This window comes from Streptomyces spinoverrucosus (genome assembly GCF_006539505.1).
In the GTDB taxonomy this organism is placed as follows: domain Bacteria; phylum Actinomycetota; class Actinomycetes; order Streptomycetales; family Streptomycetaceae; genus Streptomyces; species Streptomyces spinoverrucosus.
In genome coordinates this window covers 1-17,554 of sequence record NZ_BJND01000042.1, presented here as the reverse complement: position 1 = coordinate 17,554, position 17,554 = coordinate 1, and the positions used below count along the sequence as shown (strand labels likewise).

General features: G+C 69.1%; 14 protein-coding genes. 11 read left to right on the top strand and 3 right to left on the bottom strand.

Annotated elements, in window-relative coordinates:
* The first annotated feature begins 5 nt into the window (after window positions 1-5).
* Together SSP24_RS26625 and SSP24_RS26620 are read left to right on the top strand one after the other, a co-directional pair.
* On the top strand, window positions 6-1,313 hold the full coding sequence (locus tag SSP24_RS26625) for a nucleotide sugar dehydrogenase (RefSeq protein WP_141312241.1): 1,308 nt from the start codon (window positions 6-8) through the stop codon (window positions 1,311-1,313).
* 34 nt (window positions 1,314-1,347) lie between these two features.
* Complete coding sequence (locus SSP24_RS26620; protein ID WP_141312240.1) at window positions 1,348-2,511, top strand: glycosyltransferase; 1,164 nt, start codon at window positions 1,348-1,350, stop codon at window positions 2,509-2,511.
* Here SSP24_RS26620 and SSP24_RS26615 read toward each other — a convergent pair.
* On the bottom strand, window positions 2,467-3,225 hold the full coding sequence (locus SSP24_RS26615) for an SCO2400 family protein (protein WP_141312239.1): 759 nt from the start codon (window positions 3,223-3,225) through the stop codon (window positions 2,467-2,469). The genes SSP24_RS26620 and SSP24_RS26615 overlap by 45 nt on opposite strands.
* A gap of 257 nt (window positions 3,226-3,482) precedes the next feature.
* On the opposite strand from SSP24_RS26615, the gene SSP24_RS26610 reads away from it, so the two are divergent.
* The 8 genes from SSP24_RS26610 to SSP24_RS26575 all read left to right on the top strand — a co-directional run bounded on the left by SSP24_RS26610 (window position 3,483) and on the right by SSP24_RS26575 (window position 13,734).
* On the top strand, window positions 3,483-4,649 hold the full coding sequence (locus SSP24_RS26610; protein ID WP_141312238.1) for a mandelate racemase/muconate lactonizing enzyme family protein: 1,167 nt from the start codon (window positions 3,483-3,485) through the stop codon (window positions 4,647-4,649).
* Complete coding sequence (locus SSP24_RS26605; RefSeq protein WP_141312237.1) at window positions 4,646-5,650, top strand: zinc-dependent alcohol dehydrogenase; 1,005 nt, start codon at window positions 4,646-4,648, stop codon at window positions 5,648-5,650. Before SSP24_RS26610 ends, SSP24_RS26605 begins: the two co-directional genes overlap by 4 nt.
* Window positions 5,651-5,784: 134 nt before the next feature.
* Window positions 5,785-6,753 (top strand): hypothetical protein, encoded by a 969-nt coding sequence (locus tag SSP24_RS26600; RefSeq protein WP_141312236.1) that lies wholly within the window; start codon window positions 5,785-5,787, stop codon window positions 6,751-6,753.
* A 96-nt stretch (window positions 6,754-6,849) separates the two neighbouring features.
* On the top strand, window positions 6,850-7,959 hold the full coding sequence (gene chvE / locus SSP24_RS26595) for a multiple monosaccharide ABC transporter substrate-binding protein (protein ID WP_141312235.1): 1,110 nt from the start codon (window positions 6,850-6,852) through the stop codon (window positions 7,957-7,959).
* A gap of 32 nt (window positions 7,960-7,991) precedes the next feature.
* Window positions 7,992-9,542, top strand: a complete 1,551-nt coding sequence (mmsA, locus tag SSP24_RS26590) for a multiple monosaccharide ABC transporter ATP-binding protein (protein WP_141312234.1) — start codon at window positions 7,992-7,994, stop codon at window positions 9,540-9,542.
* Window positions 9,539-10,783, top strand: a complete 1,245-nt coding sequence (gene mmsB, locus SSP24_RS26585; protein WP_141312233.1) for a multiple monosaccharide ABC transporter permease — start codon at window positions 9,539-9,541, stop codon at window positions 10,781-10,783. Before mmsA ends, mmsB begins: the two co-directional genes overlap by 4 nt.
* 53 nt (window positions 10,784-10,836) lie before the next feature.
* On the top strand, window positions 10,837-11,982 hold the full coding sequence (locus SSP24_RS26580) for an aldose epimerase family protein (RefSeq protein WP_141312232.1): 1,146 nt from the start codon (window positions 10,837-10,839) through the stop codon (window positions 11,980-11,982).
* Window positions 11,983-12,084: 102 nt separating this feature from the next.
* Window positions 12,085-13,734 carry a pyridoxal phosphate-dependent aminotransferase gene (locus SSP24_RS26575; RefSeq protein ID WP_141312231.1) on the top strand — a complete coding sequence of 550 codons (1,650 nt, stop codon included), beginning with the start codon at window positions 12,085-12,087 and terminating at the stop codon, window positions 13,732-13,734.
* A gap of 90 nt (window positions 13,735-13,824) precedes the next feature.
* Here the strand turns inward: SSP24_RS26575 and SSP24_RS26570 are convergent, their stop codons facing one another.
* The gene (locus tag SSP24_RS26570; protein ID WP_141312230.1) at window positions 13,825-15,258 is read right to left on the bottom strand and encodes a family 43 glycosylhydrolase; all 1,434 of its coding nucleotides are present in this window, start codon (window positions 15,256-15,258) and stop codon (window positions 13,825-13,827) included.
* On the bottom strand, window positions 15,240-16,226 hold the full coding sequence (locus SSP24_RS26565; RefSeq protein ID WP_174864717.1) for an arabinan endo-1,5-alpha-L-arabinosidase: 987 nt from the start codon (window positions 16,224-16,226) through the stop codon (window positions 15,240-15,242). Before SSP24_RS26565 ends, SSP24_RS26570 begins: the two co-directional genes overlap by 19 nt.
* Window positions 16,227-16,538: 312 nt before the next feature.
* Here SSP24_RS26565 and SSP24_RS26560 point away from each other — a divergent pair, with 312 nt between their 5' ends.
* Window positions 16,539-17,159 carry a DUF4328 domain-containing protein gene (locus tag SSP24_RS26560; protein WP_141312229.1) on the top strand — a complete coding sequence of 207 codons (621 nt, stop codon included), beginning with the start codon at window positions 16,539-16,541 and terminating at the stop codon, window positions 17,157-17,159.
* The last annotated feature ends 395 nt before the right edge of the window (window positions 17,160-17,554 follow it).

The following is a 17,554-nucleotide window of genomic DNA, read 5'->3' as shown; positions in this document are numbered from 1 at the left end:
GCCCTATGCAGGTCCAGCAGACTGAACCGCTCGGGGAATCAGCGATATCCAACGCCGTCGAACTGGCGGTGATCGGGCTCGGCTACGTCGGGCTGCCGCTCGCGCGGGAGGCGGCGACGGTCGGCCTGAGAGTCGTGGGCCTCGACCGGGACCCAAGGGTCGTCGACGGGCTCAACTCCGGCCGCTCCCACGTCGACGACGTGTCCGACGAGGACGTCCGCCGGATGCTGGCGGCCGGCTTCGTGGCGTACACCGACGACGACTGTCTCACCCGCGCCCAGACAGTGGTGATCTGCGTGCCGACCCCGCTGAACGGGGACGGCGGGCCCGATCTGAGCGCGGTCACCGCCGCCGTCCACGCCGTGGCGGGACGGCTGCGGCGCGGCCAGCTCGTCGTGCTGGAGTCCACCACCTATCCGGGCACCACCGAAGAGGTGGTACGACCGCTGCTGGAGCTGGAGTCCGGGCTGCGGGCCGGACAGGACTTCGCCCTCGCCTTCTCACCGGAGCGCATCGACCCCGGCAACACCGGGCACGGGCTGCGCGACACCCCCAAGGTCGTCGGCGGCTGCACCCCCTCCTGCGCCGCCCGGGCGGTCGCCTTCTACGGCAAGCTCGTCGACACGGTCGTCCAGGCGAAGGGCACCCGCGAGGCCGAGATGGCCAAGCTGCTGGAGAACACCTACCGGCACGTCAACATCGCCCTCGTCAACGAACTCGCCGTCATCAGCCACGAGTTGGGCGTCGACCTGTGGGACGCGATCCGCTGCGCCAGCACCAAGCCGTTCGGCTTCCAGGCGTTCCGGCCCGGCGCCGGAGTCGGCGGGCACTGCATACCCATCGACCCGAACTACCTGTCGTACAAGGTGCGTTCGTCGCTCGGGTACGAGTTCCGGTTCGTCGAGCTGGCCCAGGAGATCAACCGGCGGATGCCGGAGTACGTCGTCCGCCGCGCCCAGGACCTGCTCAACACCGCCGGCCGGCCGCTGCACGGCTCCCGGGTGCTGCTGCTCGGGGTCACCTACAAGCCCGACGTGGCCGACCAGCGGGAGTCCCCGGCCGTGCCGGTGGCCCGGCTGCTGCGGCAGCGGGAGGCCGAGATCCTCTTCCACGACCCGCACGTCCCCGAGTGGTGCGTGGACGACGTGCCGGTCCCTCGCGTCGACGACCCGATGGCCGCCGTGGCCGAGCACGACCTGACGATCCTGCTCCAGGACCACTCCTCCTACGACCTGCCCGCCCTCGCCGACGCGGCCCGCCTGCTGTTCGACACCCGGGGGCGGATCTTCCGGCCCGGGGTCGAGGTGCTGTGACGGCCCGCCTTCGGGGACGAAAGGTGCTGCTCTGATGCGGATACTCGTGGTCACCGTCGTCCACCATCCCGAGGACGCGCGCATACTGCACCGGGAGATCGCCGCCCTGACGGAACGCGGCCACCGGATCGTGTACGCCGCTCCGTTCAGCGCGCGTGGAGTCGTACCCCGCCCCGGTGTCGAGGGCGTGGACCTCCCCCGGGCCGCCGGTCGTGACCGCCGGGCGGCGCTGCGCTCGGCGCGCGCCCTGCTCGCCGAGCGCGGACCGGAGGCGGACGTGGTGCTGCTGCACGACCCGGAGCTGCTGCTCGCCCTGCCCGGCACCCTGCGCCGGTGGCGGCGCGCGGGCCGGGCGCCGGTGACCGTGTGGGACGTGCACGAGGACACGGCGGCGGCGCTGACGATGAAACGCTGGGTGCCGGCGGCGCTGCGGCCACCGCTGAAGCTGGCGGTACGGGCGGCGGAACGCCTGGCGGAGCGGCATGTGCGACTGCTGCTCGCCGAGGACGCCTACCGGGCGCGTTTCCGCCGGCCCCATCCCGTCGTACCGAACCTGCCGACCGTACCGCCCGGCTCACCGGAGCCGCCCGGCACGGACCGGGTCGTCTACCTGGGGCACCTGTCCCGGGCGCGCGGCGCGCTCGACCTGATCGAGACAGCCCGCCTGCTCGGGCCGGACGTGCGGGTCGAGGTGATCGGCGCGGCCGACCCCGACGTACGCGGCGCGCTCACCGCGGCCGACCGCGACGGCATCCTGCACTGGCACGACTACCTCCCCAACGATCGCGCGCTCGCCCTGCTCTCCGGCGCCCTGGCAGGCCTCTCCCTCCTCCACGACCAGCCCAACTACCGCCACTCACGCCCCACCAAGGTCGTCGAATACATGGCCCACGGCGTCCCCGTCGTCACCACGCCGAACCCACTGGCGGCCGACCTGGTGACGCGACACCGCTGCGGCCTCGTCGTCCCCTACGGGAACCCGGCGGCGGCCGCGGACGCGGTACGGCGCCTGCGCACCGACGCGGCCCTGCGCCTGAACACCGCCGAACGCGGCCGCGCGGCGGTACTGGCCGAACTCGACTGGGCCGAGCGGGCGTCGGAGTTCACGGACCGGCTGGAGACGTGGGTGAAGGAGGCGGCCGCCGGACAGGCCTCAGGTGCACCACCACAGGAACCGGTCGCACGTCTCCGAGGGTGACGGGTCCGGAGTCGGTACCGACGTCGTCGGGTCCGCCGTCGGGGTCGGTGTCGGGTCCGGTGCGGGTGGGGCCGCCGGGGTGGAGGTCGACGGGTCGGGGGCCGTGTCCGACGGGGTCGACTCGTCCTCCTCCGTCGGGCTCGGCGACTCCTTGTCGTCCTTCTCGTCCTTGTCCGACTCCGACGGGGACGGCGACGTCGAGGCGTCCGGGGAGGCCGTGCCCTTGCCCGGGGTGACGCCCGTGGAGGCGTCGGTCAGCGGGTCGGTCGTCTCGTCCGACTGCTCCGACGCGCCGCCGTCCGCCGAGGCGTCCCCGGCCGCCGCCGGATTCGGGGCCGATCCCGGGGCGTCCAGGCCGAGTTCGGCGAGGCTCAGGGCACCGGCGGCCAGCACGAAGCCCGCCGTGATCAGCAGGGTGCGGCGACGCCGCCGGCGGTGGGCCGCGGCCTTGCGATCGCGACGGCTGACGTTCGACTGGCGGCGCCGGGACCCGCGCCCGGGGCGGTCGTCGTCGAGGTCGTCGGCGTCCTCGTCGTACGGTTCGTACGACTCGTCGGGCTCCGCCGTCCGCACCACCGTGACGACGTCCGTCCGTACGACGGTGTGCACGACAGTCTCCTCCGCGTACGCGCGAAGCTGTTCGGCAGGCGTCCCGCAGCCGGGGCAGGCGAGGGCGCCATTCAGGTGCCGTCGGCACGGGTGGCAGTAGTCCATGACGCGGGAAGGTTAAGTTCCCGATTGGTAACGTTCCTAGTCGCCGCTGTGAATGTTCTGTGCGGAACAATCACTTCCGGCGCGTCGACTTGAGGGCAAGCCACTCGCATCATCCCGAAACCGGCCGTCGAAAGTGTCGAAACCGTTATGCGTTCGACCCATTGACACCCCCACCGCCGCATCCTTACTGTCACGCCAGCATTTCGAACGAGTGACGAAATTTCGAACAGAGCCGACGTTCACGAGGGGCAACTGCCGTGCGCATCACCGGAATCAGCACGCACGTGGTCGGGACGCCGTGGCGCAACCTGACCTACGTCCAGGTGCACACCGACGAGGGGATCACAGGAGTCGGGGAGACCCGGATGCTGGGCCACACCGACGCCCTCCTCGGCTACCTGAAGGAGGCCGAGGCCAACCACATTCTCGGTTCCGACCCATTCGCCGTGGAAGACCTGGTACGCCGTATGAAGTACGGCGACTACGGCCGGGCCGGCGAGATCGTGATGTCCGGGATCGCCGTGATCGAGATGGCCTGCTGGGACATCAAGGGCAAGGCCCTCGGCGTGCCGGTGTGGCAGCTGCTGGGCGGCAAGGTCACCGACAAGGTCAAGGCGTACGCCAACGGCTGGTACACCACCGAGCGGACCCCGGAGGCCTACCACAAGGCCGCCCAGGGGGTCATGGAGCGCGGCTACAAGGCGCTCAAGATCGACCCCTTCGGCACCGGGCACTTCGAGCTGGACCACCAGCAGACCCTCTACGCCGTCTCCCTCATCGAGGCCGTGCGGGACGCCATCGGTCCCGAGGCCGAGCTGATGCTGGAGATGCACGGCCGCTTCTCCCCCGCGACCGCCGTCCGGCTCGCCCACGAGCTGGCGCCCTTCAAGCCGGCCTGGCTGGAGGAGCCCGTCCCGCCGGAGAACCTCAAGGCCCTGGAGAAGGTCGCCGCCAAGGTGGACATGCCCGTCGCCACGGGTGAGCGGATCCACGACCGGATCGAGTTCCGCGAGCTGTTCGAGAGCCAGGCCGTCGACATCATCCAGCCGGACGTCGGTCACATCGGCGGCATCTGGGAGACCCGCAAGCTCGCCGCCACCGCCGAGACCCACTACATGCTGGTCGCGCCGCACAACGTCGGCGGGCCGGTGCTGACGGCCGCGTCCCTCCAGGTCGGCTTCACCTCCCCCAACTTCAAGATCCTTGAGCACTTCAACGACTTCGCCGACGCGGAGATCAAGAAGGTCGTGAAGGGCGCCCCGCAGGTGGACCCGGAGGACGGCTGCTTCCACCTCTCCGAGGCCCCCGGCCTCGGCGTCGAGCTGGACACCGACGCGGCCGCCGAGTTCCCGCAGCAGCAGGCCCGCTTCGACCTGTGGGCCGAGGGCTGGGAGCAGCGCAAGCCGAAGGGCACTCAGAAGTGAGCACCGCCGTCGTCATCGAGGCGCCCGGCGAGCACCGGCTCGTCGAGCACTCGCCCCGCCCGCCCGCCGCCGGAGAGGCGCAGGTGCGGGTGCACGCCGTCGGCATCTGCGGCAGCGACCGCGAGGTCTACCAGGGCAACCGCCCCGAGGGGTACGTCCGTTACCCGCTCACCCCCGGCCACGAGTGGTCGGGGACGGTCACCGAGGTCGGCCCCGGCGTCCCCGCGTCCCTGGTCGGCCGCAAGGTGGTCGGTGAGGGCTTCCGCAACTGCCAGGTGTGCGACCGCTGCCACGCCGGTGAGACCACGTTGTGCAGCGCGGGGTACGAGGAGACCGGGTTCACCCAGCCCGGCGCCATGGCCGCCACGCTCACGCTCCCGGCCCGGCTGCTGCACGTCCTCCCGGACGACTGCGACCTCACCGCCGCCGCCCTGCTGGAACCGGCCGCCTGTATCGCGGCTGCGGCGATCAAGGCCAACGCCCTGCCGGGCGAGCGGGTGGCGGTGGTGGGGACCGGGACGCTCGGCATGTTCGCCGTGCAGTTCCTGAAGGCGGGCTCGCCGTCCGAGCTGCTCGTGGTGGGCACGCGCAACGACCGGGAGCAGCTGTCGCGGCAGTACGGTGCCACCGACTTCCGCACCAAGGACCAGGAACTCCCCGACGACTTCGACGTCGTCATCGAGACCGCCGGGTCCGCCGACGCCGCGCGCACCTCCGCCGCGCTGCTGCGGCGCGGCGGGCGCCTCGTCCTTACGGGGATCCCGGCGCCGGGTGCCGACGGTCTGGACCCGACGGACCTGGTGGTACGGCAGCTGGAGGTGCACACCGTCTTCGGGGCGCCGCCGGACGCCTGGGCGCACACGGTGCGGGTCTTCGGCGCCGGGCTGCTGGATCCGGTGCCGCTGGTCACCCACGAGCTGCCGCTGACCGAGTTCTCGCAGGCCATCGAGCTGGTCGGAGCCGGCGACCCGAAGGTCGGCAAGGTCCTGCTCCGCCCCTAGTCGTACGCCGGTACGGGGGCGACCTGACGGCCGCCGTACCGGCGTACCCCAGCCTTTCGCATTGCCAGTGCCGCGAACCTCGAATTCCCAGTGCCGCGAACCTCGTCCGAAATACCGAACACGAAGGACAGCTTGTGACCGACGCTTCCGCCACGGCAGCCCGCAGGCCCGGTGAGCATGCGCTCACCGCCCTCGGCCTGGGCGCGCCCGCCCTCGACCCCGCCGACGCCTCACCGCACAGCTTCCCGGGCGGTGGCCGCTGGCGCACCGAGATCCCCTCGTGCGAGGGTCCCGAGGCGCTGGCGGTCGTCCTCAAGGAGTCCTCGCGCCTGGATGTGCCGATCCATCGGATCAGCCAGGGCAGCGGGGTGTGGATGCTGACCGACGCCGAGATCACCGAGATGGTCGAGGCGACCGGTGAGCGTGACATCGAGCTCTGCCTGTTCACCGGCCCGCGCGGCACCTGGGACATCGGTGGGTCGACCCGTACCGACTCCCGGGGCGGCGGCCTCAGGGCGCGCGGCCACGACGCCGTCGCCGGGTGCGTCGAGGACGCCGTACGGGCCACGGAGCTGGGCGTCAAGTGCCTGCTCGTCGCGGACGAGGGCGTGCTGTGGACGCTGCACCGGGCGCGCGTCCAGGGCATCCTCCCGGCCGACACCACGCTCAAGGTGTCGGCGCTGATCGGGCCCGTCAACCCGGCCGCGTACGCGGTGTACGAGCACCTCGGCGCCGACTCCGTCAACGTGCCCAGTGACCTGACGCTGGATCACCTCACCGAGATCCGCCGGGCGTCGGGCGCGCCCATGGACATGTACATCGAGGCCCCGGACGATCTCGGCGGCTATGTGCGGATGTACGAGGTCGCCGAGCTGATCCGGCGCGGCGCACCGCTCTACCTGAAGTTCGGCCTGTCCAAGGCACCCGGGATCTACCCCTACGGGCACCATCTGCGGGAGCTGACGCTGGCCACGGCCAAGGAGCGGGTGCGGCGCGGCCGGCTCGCCCTCGATCTGCTGGCCCGCCATGGAGCGGACGGCGACATGGCGCCGCTCGGCTCCCGGCTGCCGGGCGAACTCCGCCGGTTCGAAACCTCGTCATAACGTTCCGGAAAACGGGCTTACAAAACAAGACACAGCCGCGCACAATCCCACAACACCCGTCTCGGTTCCTCCCGGCACACATCAAGGATGATGATCATGCGTAACCGCAGAGCCGCACTCTCCGCCGTAGCCGCAGCCGCCTCCCTCGCCCTCACTCTGACCGCCTGCGGCCAGAGCAGTGAGGGCGGCAGCGAGGAGAACAAGGGCAGCAGCGAGGGCGCCACCGTCGGCATCTCGATGCCGACCAAGTCCTCCGAGCGCTGGATCGCCGACGGCGACAATGTCGTCAAGAACCTGGAGGCCAAGGGCTTCAAGACCCAGCTGGTCTTCGGCGAGGACAAGCCCGACCAGCAGGTCTCCCAGATCGAGAACATGATCGCGCAGGGTGTGGACGCGCTGATCATCGCGGCGATCGACAACAAGTCGCTGAACAACGTCCTGCAGCAGGCCAAGGACGCCGACATCCCCGTGATCTCGTACGACCGGCTGATCCTCAACACCGACGACGTGGACTACTACGCGTCGTTCGACAACGAGAAGGTCGGCCAGCTGCAGGGTACGTACATCGCCGAGAAGCTCGGGCTGACCTCCGGCGAGGAGGGGCCGTTCAACATCGAGCTGTTCGCCGGTTCGAACGACGACAACAACACGCGGTACTTCTTCCAGGGTGCGATGAGCGTCCTGCAGCCGTACATCGACGAGGGCAAGCTCGTCGTCAAGTCCAAGCAGACCAGCCTGAACCAGGTCACCACGCTGCGCTGGGACGGCGCCCAGGCGCAGCGGCGCATGGACGACATCCTCACCGCCTTCTACAAGAGCGACGCCGTCGACGCGGTGCTCTCGCCGTACGACGGCATCTCCATCGGCATCATCTCGGCGCTGAAGTCCGACGGCTACGGCACCAAGAGCAAGCCGCTGCCGGTCATCACCGGGCAGGACGCCGAGGTCGCGTCGCTGAAGTCGATCAAGGCGGACGAGCAGACGCAGACCGTCTTCAAGGACACCCGCGAGCTCGCCAAGGTGGCCGCGAACATGGTCGACGCGCTGCTCAACGACAAGAAGCCCGAGGTCAACGACTCCAAGACGTACGACAACGGCGCGAAGGTCGTGCCCGCGTACCTGCTGGAGCCGATCAGCGTCGACAAGGCCAACTACCAGAAGGTCGTCATCGACTCCGGCTACGTCAAGGCCAGCGACGTCAACTGACCGCCGCACCCTAGGGATTGGAAGGCACGACCATGGCGGGACCCGTCCTGGAAATGCGCTCGATCGTCAAGACCTTTCCCGGCGTCAAGGCGCTGTCGGACGTCACGCTGACCGTCCGGCAGGGCGAGGTCCACGCCATCTGCGGGGAGAACGGCGCCGGCAAGTCGACCCTGATGAAGGTCCTCTCCGGCGTCCACCCGCACGGCTCGTACGACGGGGAGATCCTCTTCGAGGGAGAGGTCTGCCGGTTCAGGGACATCAGGGCGAGCGAACAGCACGGCATCGTGATCATCCACCAGGAGCTGGCGCTGGTGCCGTATCTGTCCATCGCGGAGAACATCTTCCTCGGCAACGAGCACGCCACGCGCGGGTTCATCAACTGGAACGAGACCCTGCGGCACGCCAGTGAGCTGCTGCGCCGGGTCGGTCTCGACGACCACCCGGAGACCCGCGTCGCCGACATCGGCGTGGGCAAGCAGCAGCTCGTGGAGATCGCCAAGGCGCTGTCGAAGAAGGTGAAGCTGCTCATCCTGGATGAGCCGACCGCCGCCCTCAACGACGAGGACAGCGGCAAGCTCCTCGATCTGATCCTGGAGCTGAAGAATCAGGGCATCACCTCGATCATCATCTCCCACAAGCTGAACGAGATCCGCAGGGTCGCCGACTCGGTGACGATCCTGCGCGACGGGCAGTCCATCGAGACGCTCGACGTGAAGGCCGCGGAGACCACCGAGGACCGGATCATCAGCGGCATGGTCGGCCGCGACCTCGACAACCGGTTCCCCGATCGCACCCCGCACGAGGCGGAGGTGGGCGCGGCGCCGGCGCTGGAGGTCCGCAACTGGACCGTGCACCACCCGATCGACCGGGAGCGCAAGGTGGTCGACGACGTGTCGCTGCACGTGCGGCGCGGGGAGATCGTCGGCATCGCGGGCCTGATGGGCGCCGGCCGTACCGAGCTGGCGATGAGCGTCTTCGGGCGCACCTACGGCCGGTACGCGGGCGGCACCGTCCTGAAGGACGGCAAGGAGATCCGTACGAAATCCGTGGCGGAGGCGGTGCAGAACGGCATCGCGTACGTCACCGAGGACCGCAAGCACTACGGCCTCAACCTCATCGACACCATCAACCGCAACATCTCGCTGACCGCCCTGAAAAAGGTCGCCAAGCGGGGCGTGGTCGACGAGCACGAGGAGCGGCAGGTCGCCGAGGGCTTCCGCAAGTCCATGAACATCAAGGCGCCGACCGTCTTCGAGCCGGTGGGCAAGCTGTCCGGCGGCAACCAGCAGAAGGTCGTCCTCAGCAAGTGGATCTTCGCGGGTCCGGATGTGCTGATCCTGGACGAGCCGACGCGCGGCATCGACGTCGGCGCCAAGTACGAGATCTACACGGTCATCGACCAACTGGCCGCCCAGGGCAAGGCGGTCGTCTTCATCTCCTCCGAGCTGCCGGAACTGCTCGGTATGTGCGACCGCATCTACACGATGGCCGCGGGGCGGCTGACAGGTGAGTTCCCGCGTGCCGAGGCCACGCAGGAATCGCTGATGCGCCAGATGACGAAGGACAAAGAGGTAACCCGATGAGCACGGATGTCACCGCCAAGAGCCCGGCCCCGGCGCCGCCCGGCAAGAGCGGGTCGGCCGCGGGCGGCGGCCTGCTGCAGCTGATCCTGGACGGTATGCGCCGCAACATGCGGCAGTACGGCATGCTGATCGCCCTCGGCCTGATCGTCGCCTTCTTCGCGGTCGCGACCGACGGAGACCTGCTGCTGCCGCGCAACGTCTCCAACCTGGTGCTGCAGAACAGCTACGTCCTGATCCTCGCGATCGGCATGATGCTCGTCATCATCGCGGGCCATATCGACCTGTCGGTCGGCTCTTTGACGGCGTTCGTGGGAGCCTTCGCGGCCGTACTGACGGTGCAGCACGACGTGTCGTGGCCGGTCGCCGTGGTGCTGTGCCTGATAGCGGGCGCGGTGGCGGGTGCCGTGCAGGGGTTCTTCATCGCGTATCTCGGCATACCGTCGTTCATCGTCACCCTCGCCGGGATGCTGATCTTCCGCGGCCTGACGGAGATCCTGCTGGAGGGGCAGACCCTCGGCCCGTTCCCGGACGGACTGCAGAAGATGGGCAACGGCTTCCTGCCGGAGGTCGGCCCGGAGACCAACTACCACAACATCACGCTGCTGCTGGGCTTCGCCCTGATCGCCTTCGCGGTCATCCAGGAGTTCCGTGACCGCAAGCGCCAGCAGGAGTTCTCGCTGGAGGTGCTGCCGAAGAACATCTTCGTGCTCAAGCTGGTCGTCATCGTCGCCGCGATCCTCGCCCTCACGCTGCTGCTCGCCAGCTACAAGGGCGCGCCGATCATCCTGCTCGTCCTGGGTGTGCTGGTCGTCGGCTACGGCTACGTCATGCGCAACTCGGTGTTCGGCCGCCACATCTACGCGATCGGCGGCAACCTCCCGGCGGCGAAGCTGTCCGGTGTCAAGGACAAGAAGGTCACCTTCTACATCTTCCTGAACATGGGCGCGCTCGCGGCCCTGGCGGGCCTTGCGATCGCGGCCCGGCTCAACGCGGCCTCGCCGAAGGCCGGCCTGAACTACGAACTGGAGGCGATCGCCTCCGCGTTCATCGGTGGCGCGTCCATGAGCGGCGGTGTGGGAACCGTGCTCGGCGCGATCATCGGCGGTCTCGTCCTCGGCGTGCTGAACAACGGCATGAACCTCCTCAGCGTCGGCACCGACTGGCAGCAGGTCATCAAGGGCCTGGCCCTGTTGGCGGCGGTCGGCTTCGACGTATGGAACAAGCGCAAGTCCGGTTCGTAACTCAGCTCGGGCCCCGCCGAAGGCGGGGCCCCATCCTTATGCAGGAGCCGCACATGGACATGAGCAGACGTACCGTCATAGCCGGGGCCGCCGCCACCGGTATCGCTGCCGCCGGAATGGGCAGCGCACACGCCACGGGAGGCAGGAAGCCGGTGAAGTCGCTCTTCGGGAAGCTCGCCGACGGCACGAAGGTGTACAGCTGGGCGCTGGAGAACGGCGGCACCCGGCTGAAGGTCCTCTCCTACGGCGGGATCGTGCAGTCCCTCGAAGTCCCCGACCGGCGCGGGCGCTACGCCAACGTCTCCCTCGGCTTCGACAACATCGAGGACTACGTCGCCAAGAGCCCGTACTTCGGCGCCCTGATCGGCCGCTACGGCAACCGCATCGGCAAGGGCCGCTTCACCCTGGACGGCAAGGCCCACCAGCTCTCCGTCAACGACGGCGAGAACAGCCTGCACGGCGGCGCGCAGGGCTTCGACAAGCGGGTGTGGGACATCGAGCCGTTCACCAAGGGCTCCGACGTCGGCCTGTACCTGTACTACACCAGCGTCGACGGCGAGATGGGCTACCCCGGCACGCTGAAGACCAAGGTCACCTACACCCTCACCCGGCACGGCGACTGGCGCATCGACTACGAGGCCACCACCGACAAGGCCACCGTCGTCAACCTCACCAGCCACGTGTACTGGAACCTGGCCGGCGAGTCGAGCGGCACGATCTACGACCACGAGCTGTCCATCGCCGCCTCCCGCTACACGCCGGTCGACTCGGGGCTGATCCCCACGGGCGAGCTGGCGCGGGTCTGGGGCACCCCCTTCGACTTCCGCCGCACCAAGACCGTCGGCGAGGACATCCGCGTACCGCACCAGCAGCTGCTGTACGGCAAGGGCATCGACCACAACTGGGTCCTCGACAAGGGCCTCACGGCCCGCCCGGAGCACATCGCCACGCTCCGCGACCCGTCCTCCGGCCGCACCCTGAAGATCGCGACCACCGAGCCGGGCCTGCAGTTCTACTCCGGCAACTTCCTCGACGGCACTCTCGTCGGCACCGGCGGCACCGTCTACCGGCAGGGCGACGGGCTGTGCCTGGAGACCCAGCACTTCCCGGACTCGCCGAACAAGCCGTCGTTCCCGTCGACGGTGCTGCGGCCGGGGCAGACCTACCGCACGACGACGGTCCACTCGTTCAGCGCGTGACTTCATACTTTCGTCACATGTGTTGAACGGGGTCACTCCGGCCTCCGTATGTAAGGGCGGCCCGCGCTCCCCCGCGCGGGCCACCCTTGGACGGAGGTTCCCTTGGCTGACAACGTCACCTCGCTGTTCCGCGGCACTGCGGCGCACAGCCCGTCGATGGCGGCGCTGACGCGGGAGAGCGACGGGTCGGGCCCGGTGGACTTCTGCATCCCCTGCAACCCGTACTTCCCCACCCCCGCGATGTTCGACGAGATGGCGGGCAAGCTGCGGGACATCATCACGTACTACCCGAGCAGCGCCGACACCATCACCGCCGAACTGTGCAGCCTGCTCCAGCTCCCGCCGCAGTGCGTGGCGATGGGCAACGGCTCGACCGAGCTGATCACCTGGATCGACCACCTGCTCGTCCGGGAGTCCCTCGCCGTCCCCGTCCCCACCTTCGGCCGCTGGACCGACCAGCCCATGGAGACCGGCAAGCGGGTCGACATGTACCCGCTCCAGGAGTCCAGCGGCTTCGCCCTCGACCTCGCGCAGTACGCCGAGTTCATCCGCGCCCGCGGCACCCGGGTCGCCGTGATCTGCAACCCCAACAACCCCGACGGCGGCTTTCTGCACAAGCACGCGATCGTGCAGTTCATGGACGCGATGGCGGACCGGGACCTGGTCGTCATCGACGAGTCGTTCCTGGAGTTCGCCGACGCCGAGGCCGAACCCAGCGTCGTACAAGAGGCGATGATCCGCCCCAACGTCGTCGTGCTGCGCAGCCTCGGCAAGAACTTCGGCCTGCACGGCATCCGCTTCGGCTACCTGGTGGCCAATCCCGCCCTCGCGGGCCGGGTGCGCTCCATGCTGCCGAAGTGGAACCTCAACTCCTTCGCCGAGCATGTGGTGTTCATGCTGAAGGAACACGGCACGGAGTACGCCCAGTCCCTCCAGCAGGTCCGCCGTGACCGCCTGGAGATGGCCAGCCAGCTCTCGGCGCTGCCGGGTCTGACCGTCTACCCCTCCCAGGGCAACTTCCTCTTCGTGCGCCTCCCCGTGGGCGCCGAGGGCACCGTGGTCCGGGACCGGCTGCTCACCGAGCACCGGATCCTGGTCCGTGAGTGCGGCAACAAGATCGGCTCCTCCAGCCGCTTCCTGCGACTCGTGGTGCGCCCCCAGGTGGATGTGCGTCGCCTGGTGTCCGGCCTGGAACAGGTGCTCTACGGGACCAGGAGGGGAGCCGCCGTGCCCGAGCTGGGCACCGGGACCAGCTACAGCTCGGGTACGGCGGCGGTGGACCGGCTGGTCAGTGCCACCAACGGGGCCGGTATGCAGGGCCTTGCCGCTCAGGCCGTCGCTGCCGGTCCCGTTGGTGCGGTTGGCGCCGCCGGTATGCCGGGGCCGGCGGTCGGCCCGGCGGTCGGCGGTGGTGTGCCGATGCCGATGCCGATGCCGGCGGCGGTGCAGGGGTTTCCGCAGCCGCAGGTGCCTCAGCAGGTTCCGCAACCGGCGATGCCCCAGCCTGCGGTGCCTCAGCCCGCGGTGGCTCAGGCGGTCCCCCAGCCGACGCCCGTCCCTGTCCCCGTCCCTGCTCCCGCCCCCGCTCCCGGCCTCACCCCGCCCGGCGTTCCGGCGCGCGGTGGTCTCACCGCGGCGCAGGTCCGGGGCACCACGGGCCCGGGCGCCCCGGGGCTGACCCCGGCCGCGGCGACCGGCTGGCCGGGGGCGACCAGTTGGCCCAACGCGGCGGGGATGGGGCAGGCCGGGTAGCGCCTTCTCGCCGTAGGGGTGTTGTGTGTGGGCGGGTGCGGGTCCGTTGTGGCTGGTCGCGCAGTTCCCCGCGCCCCTGGGGTTGGCTGTCTACACCGGTGTTAGACGCCACTGTTGGCAGGTGTTGTTCAGCCATGTCCACTGGCGTACGTCTGTTCCGTCCGCCGTCCCGCAGTTCGCCACGTCGGCTACCTTGCCGGTGGCCTGGTTGACGATCCGGACGTGACCGCTGTCCGTGGCCAGGAAGCGGAACCGCTGGCAGGTGTTGTTCAGCCAGGACCACTGGCGCAGGTCGGCCCCGTCGGCGGCGGAGCAGTCAGCCGTGTCGAGCACCTTCCCGGTGGCGACATTCACCAGCCGGTGGGTGTCGTCGCCGAGGTCTTCGATCCGCCACCGCTGGTTGTTGCCGCCGTGGCAGGCGTACTGCTGCACATTGGCCCCGTCGGCGCTCGAACTTCCGGCGAGGTCGAGGCACTTGCCGCTGTTCCGATTGACCACGGTGTACGTCGTCGAGGCGGCCGCCGGTTCGCCTGACGGCCCGGCGAGCGAGGCGCCCAGCCTCACCGGCGTGCCGAAGTTCGGGGTGCCGTCGGCGTTCCAGGTGAACCTCTGTGCCCGGGTGGTACGGCCGTTGTCGCAGCCCTCGCTCGCGTTGTCGTTGGCGTGGTAGACGATCCAGCTCTCGCTGCCGTCCGGCGAGGTGAAGAAGCCGTTGTGACCGGGCCCGTACACCCCGTTTCCGTCGCTGCGCTGGAAGACGGGCGTGGACTTCTTGCTCCAGGAGGCGGCGGACAGCGGGTCGGACCCGGTCAGCTCCAGCTGCCCGAGCTTGTAGTCGGGTGTCCAGCAACCGCTCGCGGAATAGATCAGAAACGTCCGCCCGCCGCGCTGGAGGATCTCCGGCCCTTCGTTGACCGTGCCGCCCTGCCGCTCCCAGTCGTGGGTGGGCGTGGAGATGGTCGAGAAGGACCCGCTGACGGTGTACGGATTCGACATCCGGGCGGCGACGAGATTCTGCGTCCCGCCACTCGCACTGCCGAACAGATACAGCTGACCGTTGATGGTCCCCACCGTCGGATCCAGCATCCAGGCGGAGTTGAGCTGACCCCGGTAGGTGTACGGCCCCATCGGGTCGGACCCGGCGCTCTCCAGCACATGGCTGCGCTGGGTCGGGATGTAGTCGGAGACGTTCTGCCCGGCGACGTAGTACAGATACCAGCGCCCGTTGAGGAAGTGCAGCTCGGGCGCCCAGATGTTGCAGCACCGCGAGGCCGCGTCACCCTTCCACACCTGCACGCTGGGCGCGATGGCGAGCCCGGCCAGGGTGGTGGACTTGCGGATGGTGATGACGTCGGTCCAACTCGTACTGACCAGGTAGTAGTTGCCGTTGTGGTACGAGATCCAGGGGTCGGCGCCCTTGACGGACTTGACCGGGTTGGTGAACGAGGCCGCGCTCGCCGGGGACTGTCCCAGCCCGAGCAGGAAGACCAGCGCGGCGAGCATCATCAGTAGGCGACGGGCCATCCGCTGCTCCAGTTGAGAAGGTTGATGCCGAGCTTGGGGGTGCCGTTGTCGTTGCCGTCGTAGTAGTGGTAGACGATCAGGTCCCCGTCGACGTCGTTCATGATCGACTGCCCGCCGGGCCCGATGACGCTGCCGTGCGATTCGAGCACGGGCGTCCCGCCGTTGTTCATCATCGAGACGCCGTTCCTGTCGTAGTACGGCCCGGTGACGCGCGTGGCCCGCCCGACCTTGACCTTGTACGTGGAGCTGGTGCCGGCGCAGCAGGTGTCGTACGAGGCGAAGAGGTAGTAGTAGCCGTTGCGTTTGACGATGAACGGCGCTTCGACGGCCTTCGTCCCGGTCGGGCGGGAGGCGAGCGAGTACCGGGTGGTGTTGCTGGAGAGCTGCTTCCCGGTGGACGGATTGATCTGGATCATCTTGATCCCGGTCCACCAACTGCCGAAGGACAGCCACCACTTGCCGTCGGAGTCCACGAAGAGGTTGGGGTCGATGGCGTTGTAGTCGCTGGAGGAGCTGGAGGAGTAGACGATGCCCTGGTCGGTCCAGCTGCCCGGCCGGCCGGTGCTGGAGGTGGCGAGGCCGATGGCGGAGGTGTTCGAGCCGAACTTCGAGACGGAGTAGTACAGCAGGTACTTGCCGCCGTGGTACGAGATGTCCGGCGCCCAGGCCTCCGGCACGGACGAGTAGCGCGACCACCAACTCGGCCGCGAGGAGAAGGCGTCCGCGCCCGCGCTGAACGCGATGCGGTCGGTGGAGGTCTTGTTGGCGATGCCACCGCCGGTGGCGTAGAGCAGGTACTGCCCGGAGGGGGTGCGGATCATCGAGGGGTCGTGGGTGATGACGGAGCCCGTGACCCGGCCGGGGTTGGGGTAGGCGTTCGCCGTACTCGGGATTAGGGCGAGGAGGGCGGCGGCGGGGAGGGCGAGGAAGGCGATCCTTCTGCGGCTGATGCGGCTCTTGCGACTCATGCGGCTCAAGGGGACGCTCCTGTTCTGTATGTCGAACAACGATCGTCACTGCGAACGGAACGTAGAATCGAACCACTTGCGCGTCAATGGCCTCGACAGGTCGATCTCGGCACGGCCGGTGCGGAGTTGGTCGGCTGCCGGGAATGGCATGGACGAAACAGCAGGTCAGGCGTATCGTTCCCCGCGCAGCGATCTTCCGTGGGCAACTGCGTTCCTTTTCCTTGCCCGTGGGGGGCCTCCGTCGTGTCCGTGTTCGGGAATCCACACCCGCCTGCCCTGCTGCCCAGACCGATCCCGCGCCCGTCGCGCTGGGTGACCATCACGGTCTCGGTGTTGCTCGCGGCGGCGGCCCTCAGTGGTGCGTTCGCCGTGTATGCGGGCGTCCGCCTGTACACCCTGATCGAGGGCGACTTCGGCTTCGCCACCGCACCGCAGGCGCAACTGGACGCCGCTTTCTCGCGGTACGAAACGGCCGGAAGAATCCAGGGCTACGCGTACGTACCCTGTGCCGTCATGTTCATCGTCTGGTTCTTCCAGATGCGCCGCAGCACCGGGCCGCTGGCGCCGGACCAGTTCCGCAACGGCCCGGGCTGGGCCATCGGGGCCTGGTTCATCCCGATCGCGAACCTCTGGATGCCGTACCGCATCGCGCTCGACATGTGGGGCGCCGCATCCCCGCTCCCCGCCGACGGCGTACCGTCCCGTTCCCCGATCTGGCCGGTGAACGTGTGGTGGGCGCTGTTCGTTTCCCAGACCCTGCTCGGCCGGTACGCCGCTCAGCAGTTCAACAAGGCCAACACCCTCGGGGAAGTGCGCGACGCGGTCATGCGGTACATGGTGTCCGACGCCCTGGAGATCGCCGCGGCCGGCGCCGCGGTGTACTTCGTCGTCCGGCTGACGGACATGCAGCAGCGGAAAGCAGCGGCGTGGTAGTCCCGCCGGAACCCCGTCCAGCTTCCCCGGTTGAGGCCGCCCGCTTCTTGACCAGTGTCGTGCTTCCACGGCCCGAGTAAAGAGCGCTCCACTCCGCTGCGCTGCGTTCCGCGTCGCCTACCGGCGACGGCCCTTGCGGGCCGCCCTTGACTCGGCCCGTTCCAGCACGGGTGAGAAGCGAACGGGCGGCCCGGAAAGGCGGGTGCCCAGGTCGGCTTGCGGGCAACATCGGCCGCGCAGTTGACCGGCGTCGGCGGGCGCGGTCGCGTCTCGGGGCACGCCGGGTGGTCTTGGCGGCTTGCGGTGGGTGAGTGAGCGAGTGAGTGAGTGGGCAGCACTGGCACCTTTGGGACACTGTCGCACCTGTCTGACTGGGGCGTTCGTCCTCTCCGGGG

What these genes read in the sequence shown, in the direction of transcription:
- SSP24_RS26620 (WP_141312240.1), top strand. Translation starts at nt 1,348, where the DNA reads ATGCGGATACTCGTGGTCACCGTCGTCCACCATCCCGAGGACGCGCGC.
- mmsB (WP_141312233.1), top strand. Translation starts at nt 9,539, where the DNA reads ATGAGCACGGATGTCACCGCCAAGAGCCCGGCCCCGGCGCCGCCCGGC.
- SSP24_RS26615 (WP_141312239.1), bottom strand. Translation starts at nt 3,225, where the DNA reads ATGGACTACTGCCACCCGTGCCGACGGCACCTGAATGGCGCCCTCGCC.
- SSP24_RS26625 (WP_141312241.1), top strand. Translation starts at nt 6, where the DNA reads ATGCAGGTCCAGCAGACTGAACCGCTCGGGGAATCAGCGATATCCAAC.
- mmsA (WP_141312234.1), top strand. Translation starts at nt 7,992, where the DNA reads ATGGCGGGACCCGTCCTGGAAATGCGCTCGATCGTCAAGACCTTTCCC.
- SSP24_RS26570 (WP_141312230.1), bottom strand. Translation starts at nt 15,258, where the DNA reads ATGGCCCGTCGCCTACTGATGATGCTCGCCGCGCTGGTCTTCCTGCTC.
- chvE (WP_141312235.1), top strand. Translation starts at nt 6,850, where the DNA reads ATGCGTAACCGCAGAGCCGCACTCTCCGCCGTAGCCGCAGCCGCCTCC.
- SSP24_RS26565 (WP_174864717.1), bottom strand. Translation starts at nt 16,226, where the DNA reads ATGAGTCGCAAGAGCCGCATCAGCCGCAGAAGGATCGCCTTCCTCGCC.
- SSP24_RS26580 (WP_141312232.1), top strand. Translation starts at nt 10,837, where the DNA reads ATGGACATGAGCAGACGTACCGTCATAGCCGGGGCCGCCGCCACCGGT.